Genomic DNA, 16,503 nt, shown 5'->3' on the forward strand with positions numbered 1-16,503 from the left:
TTTAAGGGAGTATGTAAATGGATAACTTGCAAGGTTTAATGGACCAAGCACCAGAGCTAATCGTCACCTATGGCATGAAGATACTTTTTGCCATTATCATTTTTGTCATCGGTAAGTTCTTATCGAATATAGCAAAAAAACTAACTACAAAATTATTGAAAAAGCGTAAAGTCGATACGACGGTCGTGTCGTTTGTTGCCAATATGGCTTGGGCATTGGTGTTTGTATTTACCATCGTTGCCACGCTTGGCCAAATTGGTGTGCAAACCGCCTCGTTAGTTGCTGTTATTGGTGCCGCGGGTTTAGCGGTAGGCTTGGCACTTCAAGGCTCACTGTCTAACTTTGCCGCTGGCGTGTTAATGGTGCTGTTTAGACCATGCCGTGTTGGTGACTATGTTGAAGCTGCTGGCATTGCGGGTACGGTAGATGAAATCACTATCTTCTCAACTCGACTGCTGACACCTGACAATAAAGTGGTTATCGCACCAAACTCGGCAATGATGAATGGCACCATTGTTAACTATTCCGCGATGGAGACTCGTCGCTTAGGTTTAGTGATTGGTGTTTCGTATGATGCAAATCTAGCTGAGACGAAAAAGGTACTGTCTAGCATTCTTGAAAATAACCAGTATGTGCTAAAAGATCCTGCATACACAGTAGCCGTTTCAGAGCTTGCTGATTCATCGGTTAACTTTGTGGTTCGCCCATGGGTAAATGGTTCTGACTACTGGCCTGCGCATTTTGAAATTCTAGAGCAGATTAAAATTGCACTAGATGAAGCTGGCATTGGTATTCCATACCCACAAATGGATCTCTATGTAAAAGAGACTCCAGCCGCTTAATGACTATCAAATAGTATTAAACTTGAGTGAATAAAAAAGGTCGGCATTAGCCGACCTTTTAGTTTCTATAGATTATACCGAATGAGCATTAATGCGCGTTATCAGATTGGTACTGATAATCAAATTTGGGCATTGACCACTTATAACGAATTGCTAGCATTCTAAAGCTAAAACCAAAGGTTAACGATATTGAAAGGTTAATCCACTCCGGCACGCCATAAAACTTCATTGCCACATAAGCCGCAGCGGTTAATAGTGCGACTAAAGCGTATAGCTCTTTCTTAAAGATAAGTGGTACCTGGTTACAGAGAATATCCCTAATCACACCACCAAATACGCCTGTAACGACACCCATAACGATAGCTATTTCAGGGCTAAAACCTAGCATTAAGGTTTTTTGAGCGCCAATAATTGAAAACACAGCCAAACCGATGGCATCGATGGCCAAAAATAGTTTAGACAGATGACGCATAACTGGTGCAATCATTACAGTGAGTAATGAGGCTGCAGCAATGGCAATCAAGTAATGGACATTTTCAATCCAAATCAATGGGTAGTTGCCGAGTAAAATATCGCGCAACGTGCCGCCACCTATGGCGGTAACACAACCTATTATGACTACACCAAACAGGTCCATCTGTTTTTTACCTGCAGCCAGTGCACCTGTCATCGCTTCGGCAAGAATACCGATAAGCCACAAAAAGCTGATAACTTTAACTTCTAACATAATTTGCACTAGCTAAATAAAAGGGAGACGATTTTCGCTCTTTTTACGATAAAAATACAATGATAAAAGATATGTTGTTGCATTATTTTTTCTAATGGTTGTTTTCTTGCTCCTGCCTAAAGTCTACATATTTGCTGGGTTTTGAGTTTTTCGGGATTAGATTTCTATTTTATTTGTATTCATGTTTGTTAAATTTAGGCGTTAGAGCTACAGGCTACGCTTTGCTGACTATTTTTTTATGTTTGTAAACTTTGCAATTTGAACTGGCAGTTCATTAAACGCCGCAGTAATATTAGCCTTTGTTTGATAATTCCAGATCAAGAGACTTGAGGTTAACAATGATTGATTTTCGCAGTGATACGGTCACTAAGCCTACGGCTGCTATGCGCGCCGCGATTAGTCAGGCTGAAGTTGGGGATGATGTTTATGGCGACGATCCAAGTGTTAACTACCTTGAAGATATGGCCGCTGAAATGTTTGGCTATGATAATGCACTTTTTACCTCTTCAGGGACTCAAGCGAACTTACTTGCGTTGATGGGGCACTGTGAGCGCGGTGACGAATACCTTTGTGGTCAACAGGCGCACAACTATAAGTTTGAAGGCGGAGGGGCAGCAGTTCTAGGCAGTATTCAGCCTCAACCCCTCACCAATCAGGCTGACGGTAGTATCTTATTAACGGATATTGAAGCAGCGATTAAACCTGATGATATCCACTTTGCCCGCACACGCTTACTGAGCTTAGAAAACACCATAGGTGGAAAGATTGTGCCGCAAGAATATCTTGCCTCGGCGCAAGCATTGGCTTTCGAGCGAGGTTTGAAAATTCACCTCGATGGTGCCCGTGTTGCTAACGCAGCGGTGGCGCAAAACATGCCAATGACAGAGATCACTCAGTATTTTGACTCGGTTTCAATTTGTCTTTCTAAGGGGCTATGTGCACCCGTAGGTTCTATTTTATTAGGTGACGAGCGCTTAATTACTAAGGCGAGACGTTGGCGTAAAGTGTTAGGTGGTGGTATGCGCCAGGCAGGTATTTTGGCATCGGCAGCAACGCTGGCGCTAACAGAGCAGGTAGAACGCTTAGCTGAAGATCATGATAATGCCGCTTACCTTGCAACGGAGCTTGCGACTATCGAAGGCTTCGAAGTCGATATGTCACAAGTGCAGACTAATATGGTGTTTGCTGTGGTGAGTGACAAGATTGATACTAAAGCACTTGCGCTTGATTTGAAGGCCAAAGGTATTTTATTGAGCCCAGGTAAAACCATCCGTTTTGTGACGCACGCGGATATTTCAAGAGCCGATATCACCCACTTTATTAGCGAGCTAAAGGGGCTGTTGAGCCGCGTTTAACTGGTCTGATTTTGCGGATGGAAAGATAAAAACCTAGGTCTACGCCTAGGTTTTTTTGTTATTAAACAGTCGAAGCCAAAGGGGATAAGGTATTAAGGGGGATGCGGTATTAATGCTGGTGGCCACTTTCACCACTAGATAGCTGATTCCCCTGGCTGTCATAAAAGCCAGAACTGCCGTGCTGAATAAATCCTTGGTGGATCATTTTTGCAATAAAAGGGTCTGACTCATTGTCACCAACATCGGCAAAGTCCATATCGTTATAATTTGAAATTAAAGCAGCAAAGGCATCAGATGAGAAGGGCTCTATTTCGGTTAACTGGTAACTGAACTGCTTACCTTTTTGTTGCACCGTCATCGTTACTGGCAGCATTAGTTTTGTCATCCAGACGAGATTGAGTGTATTACCTGCTAACAGACCTTCGTAGTGTGCTACCGCTTGGCAGCTTAGGTTGGCTGAGTGATGCGTTTCATGTTGTTCGGGGCTAGGTGCTGCAGTTTCATGCTGGGCGTTTGATAACTGCTTGATTAACTCCGGTGAAATAAGATGCGTTAACTGCTGTAAATCGAAATGCATGTTCAAAGATAATAAGTCACCCTTGCGATAGGTGATAGAACGCTGTTCTGTGGGAAAGTAACGCACATACTCACCTTGTTTATCCCACATTTCAAAGCTCGTCGGACTGCGCTGGTAAATGACTTTATCAGCGCTTCTAAGCAATGTTATTGTGCTTTGTTGACCAGATGCATTCGTGGCGCTGTAAGTCGCACTGAGGTGAGCGGGGTTAATTTGCTCACATTGTCTGGTTGGATCGGCATTAGCCGTTGTGACATAGGCACTGAGAAAGCACAGACTCAATAAACGATTGAAGATTATCGCCTGTGATAACGGTTTCTTGGGGCGGTTTACATTGCCCTTAGAATGATTGGATTGCGAAATGAATGAAAACGGCATCTTGATTCCTATTAATGGTTCTTACTTAATGCTTCTTACATAATGAAGATGTTGAAGACTCGAATTCGAGAGTATTAAGGCATTAATCAATGCCACCGAGTGAACAAACCTCGGTGGCGATTAATGCCTTACCCTTGGTGTTTTATTGCGCCGCTTCAGCTTTTTCGACTAAGTTTCCAGCATGATTCATTACGTAAAATAGATGATTTTGCTCCACAGTACCTTGGATTAAATGCGCTCCAGGGCCGCTGGCAAAAATGGCAACATCTTCACCTGCGTGAGTTTCACTCCCTAGTGGTACTAATGCTTCTTGATGGAAACCTGCACTTTGGGTGTCGACATAGTTTAGATCGAAGCGCCCTGGCGCTGCAGCGTAGCCATAACGCTCATCGCCACCACTTGCGAGGTTGGCGTAACCTAGTCCATTGGCATAACCAACAGTGGTATAAGGTAAACCATTTGAGTCAGTAGCATTGGTCACGACGGGTAACCCGTCAGAACCATTACTTTTAACTAAGCCTAAAATTGGGTTACCGCGAGTGGGGTAGCCTGCAATGGTAAACACATGGCTGTGATCTGCCGTTACCATGAGAAGGGTATCTTTAGTCGATGTTTTTTCCATGGCGACACGTACGGCTTCTGACAGTGCAATGGTGTCATGCAGCGCACGGGCAGCATTACCTGCGTGGTGAGCATGATCGATGCGCCCGGCTTCGACAATCAGCACAAAGCCTTTGTCGTTCTTTTGCAGAATATCAATTGACTTGGCTGTCATTTCAGCAAGAGATGGCTCGCCACTAGCACCGTCAATGGTACGGTCAAGTTCGTATTCCATATGCGATGAGTTAAATAGTCCAAGTGCATGATCGGTCGTTGTTGGGTCGAGGTTTAAAAATTCATCTCGGTCGGCAACATAAGCGGCATTAGTGTACTTAGATAACCATTCACTGGTTAAGTCTCTGCTGTCTGTACGTTTACCTGACTTACCTTCAGGATCGGTCACTGTCGTTGGAATAAAGGCGCGGCGCCCGCCACCCATGACCACGTTTAGCCCTGTACCATAATCAAAATCCAGTAATTGAGATGCGATATCACTGCAACCATTGGCGATGGCTTCTGCAGGGAGGTCGGCATCACTTTCCCAATTACGTTCAGGGGCATGGGCGTAAGTGGCTGCAGGAGTGGCGTGAGTAATACGCGCTGTAGAAACAACACCTGTTGACAGGCCAGCCATTGCTGCAAGCTCTAAAGAGGTGACTAAGTTTTGGCCTTCGGTCGATGCACAGTTAGCGCGGGTAACACCTTCGGCTTGTGAAATCACCCCTACATCCGTTTTAACACCAGTGACCATTGCCGTCATAGTGCCGGCCGAATCTGGTGTTTGACCGTCAACGTTATAGGTTTTGGCAAGACCTAGATAAGGTAAGGTTTCGAAAGACAATGAGTGCTCTTCACCGGTCTGGCCTTTTAGTTGGCCTTCTAAAATGCGTGCAGCAGTGACGGTTGAAACGCCCATGCCGTCACCTACGAATAGGATGATGTTCTTAGCTGCGCCTGATTGATTATTGATGCTCAGCCCTTGGGCTTTAGTGACGCGCGATTGGCCATCAACATACCATTGGTTGACGCTTGTCCAATCTTGACCATTATTGCCATCTTCGCCTTTATCACCGTCATCGCCACACGCGGCAAGTCCCAGCATGGCAGTTATTGATATTACCAGTAATTTCTTATTCATTTTAAACTCCATAAATCGGTACTAGTGCTGACTGTTTTAGTCAGTGAGAGTCATGTGTGAACACCGCTTATGGTTAGTCGTCATCGGATTGATCCGAGTACTCTAAACCGTGCAGCTTTTAGCCTTCATACTAAAAGCATTAGTGCTCATAGCTCATAGCGTTTAGTATTTGGTTCCGCCAAGCTCTTGGGCTTGATTGATGATGTGAAAAATTACGTTTTGCTCAATAACGCCTTGAACAAGATCTGAACCCGGCCCAGTTGCGTGCAGAGTAATATCTTCGCCGGCATGGGTTTCACTACTCATAGGCACAAGTGCCTGCTGCATAAACTCTTTATCTTGAGTATCAACCGAGCTTAAGTCATCACGCTGACCGACAACTGCGCCGGGGCCATTGGTGTAACCCACGGTGGTATAGGGCTTGCCATCTTGAGCAACGGCAACGCTGCCATCAATGTTGTGGACCAGACCTAAAATCGGGTTACCGCGCTTAGGGTAGCCTGCAATGGTAAACACGTGGCTGTGGTCAGCTGTGACCATGATGAGGGTCTCTTCTGGGTTGGTATTTTCAACCGCAGCTTGCACTGCATTAGATAACTCAACCGTATCCATCATGGCTCGGTAGGCGTTACCAGCATGGTGAGCATGATCGATTCTGCCTGATTCAACTATCAGTAAATAACCGTCTTCATTCTTGTTCAACAATTCAATAGACTTAGTTGTCATCTCAGTTAGTGAAGGCTCACCAGCGGTATCATTAGCGCGGTCAGCTTCATACTGCATATGTGATGAGTTGAATAAGCCAAGTAGGTGCTCTGTTGACGCGACATCAACAGCATCGAAACCTGCTTTATCCCAAACGTAAGCGGCATTACTTAGGTTGTCAGTCCAGACCTTGGTTAAATTTACGCCATCATTTCTGCGGCCAGATTTATCTTCACCGTCAATCATATCGCTGGGAATAAAGTTTCTACGTCCACCGCCTAGTGCAACGGTTAACGCATCCGCTTCCTCACGCATGACTAGCTGGTAGGCGATATCTTTACATTCGTTGGTTATCGCTTCATCGGGTAGATTTGAATCAGCCTCCCAGTTTCGCTCTGGAGAAGTGGCATAGGTTGCTGCGGGGGTTGCGTGAGTAATTCGTGCAGTAGTGACAACGCCAGTAGAAAGGCCTTTGGCATTGGCTAAATCAACCAAAGTAACTAACTCATTCCCTCTAGACGATAAGCAGTTTGCCCGAAGGCTAGTATCAGAAACTGATAACACGCCGGCTTTGGATTTTACGCCTGTCGCAATAGCAGTCATGGTGCCTGCTGAGTCGGGGGTTTGTTGGTTAGTATTGTAGGTTTTAACCAGTGCGGTTTTTGGAAACTTCTCGAAACTTAAGAAGTTTTCTTCTCCACCTTGGTTACCCGTTTGTCGCTGGCCTTCAAAAATACGAGCGGCTGTTAAGGTTGATACCCCCATGCCATCACCAACAAAAAGAATGACATTCTTGGCTTTCGGTGTCGTTGTTTGCTGGGTTTTATCGCTGACAAGTTTGGCACTATCTTTATACCATTGGCTGTCTGTTTGATTGCTAGGCAATACAGAGGCCGTTGCCGCTGCAGTTGCTAGACTACAAGAGATAATCACAGCTATTTTGTTAATATTATTCACTATTATCACCGTCAGTTAATAAGGTTTATATAAGGTTTCCTTGTGCGAGGTGATTGTCATGCAAAAGCATGACGGTATTGAGTCGGATTTATGTCGGTTTTGTTGCTTAAGCAAGTGTTCAGCTGTAAAGCGGGGCATAACGAGTTAAATTGTCGGAGCACTTTTTAGGGGCAAGCGGCGCCACATTAGTGCAATCACACTAATTGAATAAACCTTTGTGAACGGTAAGTGCTTGAATTTCATTGTTTACCATTGTCGGCGTTATTTTTGCTACTACTAAATAGATATTTAACTTATAGGGCAGCAAAATGAAATATTACAGTCGTCGTTTTATTAAACCTGAGCACTTAAACCCAGCTAACTTTCTTTTTGGTGGGCAGCTATTAAGTTGGATTGATGAAGAGGCTGCCATATTTGCTGGCTGTCAGATGAAAAGCCAACGTCACGTGACTAAAATTATCTCGGAAATCAATTTTTTATCACCTGCGAGGCAGGGAGATGTCATTGAATTTGGTTTAGAGCTGATAAGTGCAGGGGCTACCTCAATCACCATCTCTTGTGAGGTGCGTAATAAGCTCACTCATTTGCCAATCGTGAGAGTCGATAAAATTGTATTTGTGCATGTGAATGAAAAAGGGCAACCCACAGCACACGGTATGCGGGCAAACGCTGCTTAACGTCGAGGCTTAATCGTAAAGGCGAATAATTTGGAGAAAAAACAAAAGGCGCAATATTGAATATTGCGCCTTTAGCACGATAGAAACATCTTAATACTCAATATCAGTCTTCGCTAAGATCTTCTTTTACCGAGTTAACCGCATCTCTTGAGGCGTGGCCTATGGCGCGGGTGGTATCTCGAGTGGCATGGCCAATATCAGTTGTCACTTCTTTAGTGGTAGTGCCAATTTGACGTCCAGCGTCTTTCAATTCTGCGCAGCCGGTGAAAACGAGAGTGCAAAATAGCGCTGCTACTAAAGTTAACTTTTTCATAGGGGAGTTGTCTCTTTCTTATAATATTGCTGGCATATTGCCAGTATTATCTAAGCTGCGCTAGGGCAGATCATCACGTTATCAGGGTAGCCTTCTAATAAAGGCTGATTATATTTTTTGTTTGGTGTTACTAAGCCGCTGTTTCTAACTTGAGAATTCATTGCTATAAATCGCCTGCACATACGCCGGCCGCAGGCCATGGGAACCACTTTAGTTGGAGGCCACTCTTAGCCTGAAGATATAGAGCTTGATGGACTTTGTTATCAAACGAAGTTTGATTTTGAAGTGTCGCAGAACTGAACAAGCCAACTCAAATTGGCAAAAAATGTTGCTGGTGCTATACCAAAATACCAGCAACATTCACAAAGCTAATTAGTGCAGCTTCAAATGTGGGTGCACTATACGGCTGATCCCTTTGGCTAACATCAATAGCGTGCCTTTTATTGGTCCATGAAGTTCAATAAGGTGTCTTCTATAAAGAGAGGTATAAACGAAGCGAGCAATCTTACCTTCTACCATTACGCCGCCACCGATAAATGACATCAAGTTACCTACCGTGTGGAACTTAGACAGGTTAACCAAAGCACCTAAGTCTTTATAGACATAGTTATTTGAGGCAGGTTTACCTGCTAATAATAACTTAATATTGTCTGCAGTCATTAGTGCCATTTGGCGTGCAGATTGACCACGTGGTGGTACCCAGCTGCCATCTTCTTGAGGACATGCTGCGCAGTCGCCTATCGCGAAAATAGCGGGATCGCGTGTGCTCTGCATATTTTGTTTAACCATGACTTGATTAATATGATTGCTTTCAAGGCCGCCGATATCTTTTAAGAAGTCTGGCGCTTTAACACCTGTAGACCAGATCACCATATCTGAAGGGATAAATTCGCCTTCAGATGTGTGCAGGCCATCTTCTGTGACTTGATTGATACGAGTATTGGTCATCACTTTGACACCAATAGCTGTCAGTTCTTTTGCGACTGAAGCTGAGATCTCTTCCTTTTCAACCTTAGGTAAAATGCGCTCATCGGCTTCAATCAGGGTAATTTCTAACAGGCTACTATCGATTTTATAGCCGAAACCACGTAACTGATCGACCGCATGGTGCATCTCTGCAGACATTTCTACACCGGTTGCTCCAGCACCTACGACAGCAATTTTAATTTTGTCATCTAACTGATGATGGCTTGCATAGCGCATGAACTTATTTAACAGCATGGTACGAATTTCCATGGCTTGTTCTGTGCTATCTAAAAATACGCAGTGGTCGCGCACACCAGTAATATTAAAGTCGTTTGCGATACTGCCAATAGCAATTACCAAGTAATCGTAGTCAATACGACGAGCCGGAAGTAATTCATAGCCTTTATCGTCATTAATGGCCGCCAGCGTGATCTGTTTGGTTTCTCTATCTAGATCTATCATCGCACCTTGCTGAAAGTGATAACCATGGCTCGCTGCATGGCCTCGGTAGCTGATGGCATCGATACCAATATCGAGCGCACCCGTTGCAACTTCATGCAGAAGGGGTTTCCAAATATGGCTTTCAGCGCAATCAACTAATGTGACTCTGGCTTTGCCTTTACGTCCCAGCTGATGACCGAGTTTGGTGGCGATCTCCATACCACCAGCGCCGCCACCTACGATGACAATATTTGGCATTTCATGCATGATTTTTATAATCCTTAATCAGATAAAACTGAAAATAAATCTAGGGTGTAGTGAGTAATACAATGGGCATTGGTTTTAAGGTATAAACACTTTTATATTAGTAGCTTAAGGTTAATTGCTAATTGTTTTACATACAGAATAGTTTTGATGAGAAAACCAGAAAAGTGTAGCAGTAGATATAAAAAACGGCAATTAGAGGTCTAGAGAGTTAAAACCTAGGGAAAGAGAAGGTGTTCTTTTTTATCTCGTTGTATTTTATGACTTTTAATTTTTTTGTTTGAGCGTTTTTATGGGTTTCTTTGGCTAAAGCTAACTCGTGATTTGTGAGCTGAACAAGGGGAGGAAAGTCAGAAGTGTGAACTTGCTCTTTTATGGAAGTAAAATATAAAGCGGCATGCTCTAGAGTCTAATCACTAAAGCATGCCGGCAATGATTAAAGCTTGCTTAAGCGAGACTTATAATCTTCGATAACATGCTCCATGATTTCTTGTACCGATGTGTCTTTAGTCTTGTTATCCATAAACACTTTGAAAGTCACTAATGCATGCTTGTCATCGTTGAGACGGTCATTTTGCATGGCGAAGTAGGCTTGCTCTTGCTCACACTCTCTGACGACAAACCCTTCATGTTCAAATAGTCGGTTGCCAGAATGGCCGTGCCATTTAGTAATTCTATCTAGTGCGATTTCGCAAGAGCGGTTGAGCTCAACATGGTTTCGCCAGCTAGTTGGGTGTGCGGGATCCTTAACGTGAGGACATCGGACTGTGTAGTTGTATACATGAGAGATTGCTGTCATAAATTACCTACCTGTTCGCTGTGACTAATGCCATCTTAGGCATCGTTTTTAATCTTGGTCAACCACCTAGGTGGCTTGAGCGTACTTTCTGTGTAGTTAGAGCAAAGATGGGTTAACTCAATATCTACTAATTCTATAGCGCTTTAATATAACGCCTAGTTAACACTCTAGTTGCTGTACCTATTGTTTACCATGACATTTGGCTTAATAACCTTGTTCCAGATCTCACTTTTATCGATACAGGTAAACTAAGTAGTCGCTTTGGCTAATAAAGCATCAGTTGAAGTGTTTGTATTGTTGATTGTTAAGCAGCGGAGTGAATTGGCCTTAATCAGGCTTCACGTATTAGTTATGTTGCCTTTTTTGATGTTCTGTTGCGAAAAGGTATCTTTTGTTGGTGGGTTAAGCCTATAATTTCAGGATAAAAATATAGCGCAGACCCTATCTACCTGGAGGCTTAAATGGCCGGTTCAACAGTTTCAAACCTTAAGTTGTGGATGTTAATTTTTAGCGCCACGGCACTCACTGCCTGTGGTGACGCGCCCGCGCCGCAACAAGCCATGTTGCCTAGTGTTATTGTCAACACCGCTCATACACAGTTGATAACACCTAAATCAGAAATTGTTGGCCGAACTAGGGCATCAGAAGATGTGATTATTAAGTCACAGATCCAAGGTCAGTTACTCAAGCGTAGCTTTATTGAGGGTGATGATGTTACTGCGGGGGATCTATTATTTGAAATCGATCCATCGACCTATGAAGCAGAATTAGCGCAGCAAAAAGCAGTATTAAAGCAAGCGGTTGCATCAAGAGATGTGGCGGTTATGAATTGGGAACGTGGCCGTCGGTTATTGCCTGATGGCATGATCAGTGCGCAGGATATGGATGAACTCACCAGTCGAAAATTGACCACCGCAGCTGGAGTGGTTCAAGCCGAGGCTGCCGTGCAGTCCGCAGAGCTACAATTAAGCTATACCAAGGTATATGCACCAATATCTGGGCGGATCAGTCACTCAAAAGTCAGTACCGGCGACATCATTACCCCGCAATCTGAAATGGCGAGTTTAGTGCAGCTTCAACCTATGTGGGTCAATTTTCAAGTCGCAGAAAAGAAGCTGATCACTGCTCAACAAAACTTCTCTAAGGCTGTCGATAGAGACGTAAAAATTACTGATATTGTTATGCGTCTTAGATTACCCAACGGCACCATGTTCAATGAAGTCGGCTATATCGACTTTGTTGGCAATCGCGTTGACGCGGCTACCGGGACTTTACCTGTTCGAGCCACGTTTAAAAATGATGACAAGCTGATGCTTCCAGGTTTGTTTGTCACCTTAGTGATTGAATCACCCATCACCGAAAGTGCACTACTTATCCCTCAAGCTGCAGTGCAGGAAGATCAACAAGGTCGTTTTGTTATGGTGCTCAATGAGCAAGATGAAGTTCAAAAACGTATTGTTGAGCTGGGTGACCGTTTCGGCGTTGAATGGCGTGTATTGGGTGGTTTAGTCGATGGTGAACGCATTGTGGTAGAAGGGCTGCAAAAAATTCGTCCAGGCATCAAGGTTAATCCAGTAGAGCAAGAAGTTATTCCTTTCAAAGAAGATGAAAAATAATAGCCGGAGCAGTCAAGATGAATGTATTTATTCACATCTGCTCCGTGATCCCTTTTGGGGTCTTCGACGAGCAACGCCTAGATTTGATTGGGGAATGTCATGATTAGCGAATTTTTTATTAAAGCAGGTGCCCTAAGTTTGCCGCTTTTGGCGGGAGGGATTTCATGATTAGTGAATTTTTTATTAAAGTAGGAGCCCTAAGTTTGCCGCTTTTGGCGGGAGGGATTTCATGATTAGTGAGTTTTTTATTAAAGCAGGTGCCCTAAGTTTGCCGCTTTTAGCGGGAGGGAACTCATGATTAGTGAATTTTTTATTAAAGCAGGTGCCCTAAGTTTGCCGCTTTTGGCGGGAGTGAACTCATGATTAGTGAATTTTTTATTAAAGCAGGTGCCCTAAGTTTGCCGCTTTTGGCGGGAGGGATTTCATGATTAGTGAATTTTTTATTAAAGCAGGTGCCCTAAGTTTGCCGCTTTTTGCGGGAGGGAACTCATGATTAGTGAATTTTTTATTAACAGGCCGAAATTTGCCTTTGTGATCTCAACGGTTTTGACCTTGGTTGGTCTGATCGCCATTCCAGTGTTATCTGTGTCAGAATTTCCAGAAATAGCACCGCCACAAGTAAGTGTATCAACCAGTTACTCTGGTGCCAGCGCTGATATTGTCAAAGACACCATAGCCCAGCCTTTAGAAGCCGAAGTGAACGGTGTTGAAGGCATGATATATATGGAGTCGAAAAGTGCTAACGATGGTAGTTACTCGTTAAATGTTACTTTTGAGGTAGGCACCGATGCCGATATGGCTCAGGTGAAAGTACAAAACCGAGTGCAGCAGGCCATGCCGCGTCTACCTGAAGAGGTAAAGCGTCAGGGGGTTAAGGTCGAAAAACAAAGCCCTAACATGCTGATGGTGGTTAACCTGGTTTCACCTAATGAAACTTTTGATTCTCTGTTTATTACTAACTATGCTGGCTTAAACGTAAAAGATGCGCTAGCGCGTCAATATGGTGTGTCTAAAGTACAGGTCATTGGCGCACTGGATTATGCCATGCGTATTTGGCTGGACCCTGACAAAATGGCAAGCCTAGCGGTTACTGCGAGCGATGTTATTGCAGCGCTACAAGAGCAAAATATTCAAGTGGCAGCAGGACGAATTGGCGCAGCGCCAGTCGATCCTGAGCAGCAATTTCAGTATACATTGCAGACCAAGGGGCGTTTAAAGGACCCTAAAGAGTTTTACGACGTGATGATTAGAGCGAATAACGATGGCTCTAAGGTGGTGGTTGGCGATGTTGCTAGAGTGGAGCTTGGCTCTCAAACCTATGATGCTCAAGGTAAGCTAAATAACAAGCCATCGGCAATTATCGCCATCTATCAATCACCAGATGCAAACGCCTTAGAAGTCGGTAAAGCGATTAAGGCTGAAATGGAAAACCTGTCTGAGCGTTTTCCTGATGATCTGCAGTATGAAGTGCTGTATGACACCACTGAGTTTGTTGAAACCTCAATTAAAGAGGTGGTGCAAACCCTGTTTATCTCTATTGCGCTGGTGGTTTTTGTCGTATTTATCTTTTTACAGGATGCACGCTCAACCTTAGTGCCTGCTATTGCCATTCCAGTTTCGCTTATCGGTACATTTGCCTTCTTACTTGCTTTTGATATGAGTATCAATACTGTTTCTTTATTCGCGCTTATTCTCGCGATTGGTATCGTCGTCGATGATGCGATTGTGGTGGTGGAGAACGTCACTCGTTTGATGCAAGATGAAGGCTTATCACCTAAAGAGGCGACATCTAAAGCGATGAAAGAGGTCACAGGGCCGATTATTGCGACGACCCTGGTATTGCTTGCGGTATTTGCACCAACGGCTGTGATGCCGGGGATCACTGGACAGATGTATGCCCAGTTCTCCGTGACTATCTGTATCTCTGTACTTATCTCATCAATTAATGCACTTACCTTAAGCCCAGCTCTTTGTGCATCATTACTACGCGCGCCTAAGACACATACGAAAGGCTTCCATGCTGCCTTTAATAAGTATTTTGAACAATTTACGGGCAAGTACATGAAGTTAGTGTCGTTGCTGACACGTAAGCTGGTCATCGTTGGCGTGGTGTATGTTGGTCTAATCCTTGTGACCGGGGGGGTCGCCAAAATGTTACCGTCGGGTTTTGTACCGATGGAAGATAAGAAAGCCTTCATGGTGGATATTCAGCTACCCGATGGCGCCTCACTTAACCGTACCGAAGATGTGATGCGAGATCTGGTTGAGTTAACGCTTGCCGAACCGGGTGTGGAGAATGTGATCCATGCCAGTGGCTTTAGTATTTTAACCGGTTCAGTGTCATCAAATGGTGGTTTGATGATTGTCACTCTATCAACTTGGAGTGAACGTGAATCCCCCGACATGGTTGAGTCAGCGATTGTAGCTAAGCTACAAGCTAAATATGCCGCTAACCCTGCAGTGAAGGCGATGGCATTCTCACTGCCGCCAATTCCTGGCGTAGGTAGCGTGGGGGGCTTTGAGTTTGTATTGCAAGACACTCAAGGGCGCAGTCCCCAAGAGTTGGCCTCTGTGATGCGTGCTTTAATTATGAAAGCCAATGAGCAACCTGAAATCGCCATGGCCTTTAGTAATTTCCGCGCCGATGTGCCACAAATGTTTGTTGATGTTGATAGAGATAAAGCTAAAGCACTGGGGATCTCGTTAAATGAGATCTTCTCGACGATGCAAACCATGCTTGGCTCTATGTACGTCAATGACTTTAACCGTTTCGGTAAGGTGTTTAGAGTTATTTTGCAGGCAGAATCAGAGTACCGTAACTCCGATAGAGATATTTCACGTTTCTATGTGCGCTCTAAGACTGGCGAGATGGTCCCCTTAAGTACGTTGGTGACAGTGACACCAATTTTGGGGCCTGACGTGATGAATAACTACAACATGTTTAGTTCGACCACGATTAATGGTTTTCCGGCTCCCGGCTTTAGTTCGGGTGATGCGATTACGGCAATGGAGCGCGCGGCCAACGAGTCGCTTCCGGCTGGTTACACCTTTGAGTGGACAGGACAAACTTATCAAGAGATTAAAGCGGGTAACCTAGCACCGCTGATTTTCTCGTTGGCGTTAGTCTTTACTTACCTATTCCTAGTGGCTCAGTACGAGAGTTGGACAATTCCATTTGCCGTTATTCTAGCGGTACCAATAGCGGTATTAGGAGCATTCCTTAACATCTTGTTAGTGGGGTCAGACTTAAACCTCTATGCTCAGATTGGTTTGGTGCTCTTGATTGGTCTTGCCTGTAAGAATGCGATTTTGATTGTGGAGTTTGCTAAACAGTTGCACGAAGAGGGTAAGAGTATCATTGAAGCTGCACAGACGGCGGCGCGATTACGCTTTCGTGCAGTATTGATGACGGCGTTCTCATTCCTTTTAGGGGTATTGCCATTAGTGATAGCGACGGGCGCAGGCTCAGGAAGCCGCCGCGCGTTGGGTTACTCTGTGTTTGGCGGTATGTTAGCGGCCACTATTGTGGGTACGTTATTAGTGCCGGTATTTTACGTTATCATGCAAAAGATGCGTGAAAGGGCTAAAGGCTTACCTAAAGAACCTGAGGAGTCTCAAGTTCAAGAGCATCAAGTAAAGCCATAAGACATTAGCCTACGGTTATCGCTTTAACTAAATTGCCTGCTGCAAAGCAGGCTTTTTTATGCAGAGTGATTGTGGGACTTAAGCGAGTATCGGTTATGAAAGTAAGGTCTGCCTTGGTCGTTGGCGCTAGCATGCATAACCACAATCAATATTGTTATGATTTAGAATGTACTTTATGAAATGGCGCGAAGTGGTGCGGTTAAATTGCTGCAGAAAGGAAAAAACCCACTCCGAGGAGTGGGTTTCTAAGCTTGCTTTAACTTTTGCAGGGAAAAAGCGAACCAGATAATTATATCAAACATGTATCGCTTTGTATCCTACCTCCAACATTAAAATAATCTTAAAGTAGTACTCTTTTGCTACACATTGTTAAAAATTAGCAGTTTTTTTTCTAAAAAAATTAAATCTAGAGCAGATTGTCGGCAATATGGTTAACGACTCATTATCGAATGAGAAGAGCATAAAAGGCGCAAGTCAAATTATGGGAGCTAAATTTGCTTGCG

General features: G+C 44.1%; 12 protein-coding genes. 5 read left to right on the forward strand and 7 right to left on the reverse strand.

What is annotated here, in order from left to right; all coding sequences use genetic code 11:
* Positions 1-17: 17 nt before the first annotated feature.
* On the forward strand, positions 18-842 hold the full coding sequence (locus ACVBIK_RS00850) for a mechanosensitive ion channel family protein (RefSeq protein WP_447168853.1): 825 nt from the start codon (positions 18-20) through the stop codon (positions 840-842).
* 88 nt (positions 843-930) lie between these two features.
* Here the strand turns inward: ACVBIK_RS00850 and ACVBIK_RS00855 are convergent, their stop codons facing one another.
* Positions 931-1,569 carry a trimeric intracellular cation channel family protein gene (locus ACVBIK_RS00855; protein WP_447162685.1) on the reverse strand — a complete coding sequence of 213 codons (639 nt, stop codon included), beginning with the start codon at positions 1,567-1,569 and terminating at the stop codon, positions 931-933.
* 338 nt (positions 1,570-1,907) lie between these two features.
* Here ACVBIK_RS00855 and ltaE point away from each other — a divergent pair, with 338 nt between their 5' ends.
* The gene (ltaE, locus tag ACVBIK_RS00860; protein WP_447168854.1) at positions 1,908-2,924 is read left to right on the forward strand and encodes a low-specificity L-threonine aldolase; all 1,017 of its coding nucleotides are present in this window, start codon (positions 1,908-1,910) and stop codon (positions 2,922-2,924) included.
* A gap of 109 nt (positions 2,925-3,033) precedes the next feature.
* On the opposite strand, the gene ACVBIK_RS00865 is transcribed toward ltaE, so the two are convergent.
* The 3 genes from ACVBIK_RS00865 to ACVBIK_RS00875 all read right to left on the reverse strand — a co-directional run bounded on the left by ACVBIK_RS00865 (position 3,034) and on the right by ACVBIK_RS00875 (position 7,285).
* Positions 3,034-3,879, reverse strand: coding sequence for a hypothetical protein (locus tag ACVBIK_RS00865; RefSeq protein ID WP_447168855.1), 846 nt, complete (start codon positions 3,877-3,879; stop codon positions 3,034-3,036).
* A 142-nt stretch (positions 3,880-4,021) separates the two neighbouring features.
* Positions 4,022-5,617, reverse strand: coding sequence for an alkaline phosphatase (locus tag ACVBIK_RS00870; RefSeq protein ID WP_447168856.1), 1,596 nt, complete (start codon positions 5,615-5,617; stop codon positions 4,022-4,024).
* A gap of 162 nt (positions 5,618-5,779) precedes the next feature.
* Positions 5,780-7,285 (reverse strand): alkaline phosphatase, encoded by a 1,506-nt coding sequence (locus ACVBIK_RS00875; RefSeq protein ID WP_447162686.1) that lies wholly within the window; start codon positions 7,283-7,285, stop codon positions 5,780-5,782.
* Between the two features lie 302 nt (positions 7,286-7,587).
* Between ACVBIK_RS00875 and ACVBIK_RS00880 the strand changes: the two genes are divergently transcribed.
* On the forward strand, positions 7,588-7,956 hold the full coding sequence (locus ACVBIK_RS00880) for an acyl-CoA thioesterase (RefSeq protein WP_447162681.1): 369 nt from the start codon (positions 7,588-7,590) through the stop codon (positions 7,954-7,956).
* Positions 7,957-8,059: 103 nt separating this feature from the next.
* On the opposite strand, the gene ACVBIK_RS00885 is transcribed toward ACVBIK_RS00880, so the two are convergent.
* The 3 genes from ACVBIK_RS00885 to ACVBIK_RS00895 form a co-directional block, all read right to left on the reverse strand.
* On the reverse strand, positions 8,060-8,269 hold the full coding sequence (locus tag ACVBIK_RS00885) for a hypothetical protein (protein ID WP_442529678.1): 210 nt from the start codon (positions 8,267-8,269) through the stop codon (positions 8,060-8,062).
* A gap of 372 nt (positions 8,270-8,641) precedes the next feature.
* Positions 8,642-9,943, reverse strand: coding sequence for an NAD(P)/FAD-dependent oxidoreductase (locus ACVBIK_RS00890; RefSeq protein WP_447168857.1), 1,302 nt, complete (start codon positions 9,941-9,943; stop codon positions 8,642-8,644).
* Between the two features lie 433 nt (positions 9,944-10,376).
* The gene (locus ACVBIK_RS00895; protein WP_447162679.1) at positions 10,377-10,739 is read right to left on the reverse strand and encodes a cytoplasmic protein; all 363 of its coding nucleotides are present in this window, start codon (positions 10,737-10,739) and stop codon (positions 10,377-10,379) included.
* 461 nt (positions 10,740-11,200) lie between these two features.
* Between ACVBIK_RS00895 and ACVBIK_RS00900 the strand changes: the two genes are divergently transcribed.
* Both ACVBIK_RS00900 and ACVBIK_RS00905 read left to right on the forward strand, forming a co-directional pair.
* Positions 11,201-12,355, forward strand: a complete 1,155-nt coding sequence (locus ACVBIK_RS00900) for an efflux RND transporter periplasmic adaptor subunit (protein ID WP_447168858.1) — start codon at positions 11,201-11,203, stop codon at positions 12,353-12,355.
* Positions 12,356-12,844: 489 nt separating this feature from the next.
* The gene (locus ACVBIK_RS00905) at positions 12,845-16,000 is read left to right on the forward strand and encodes an efflux RND transporter permease subunit (RefSeq protein ID WP_447168859.1); all 3,156 of its coding nucleotides are present in this window, start codon (positions 12,845-12,847) and stop codon (positions 15,998-16,000) included.
* Positions 16,001-16,503: the final 503 nt, after the last annotated feature.

It is taken from the genome of Shewanella sp. 125m-1 (assembly GCF_052977065.1).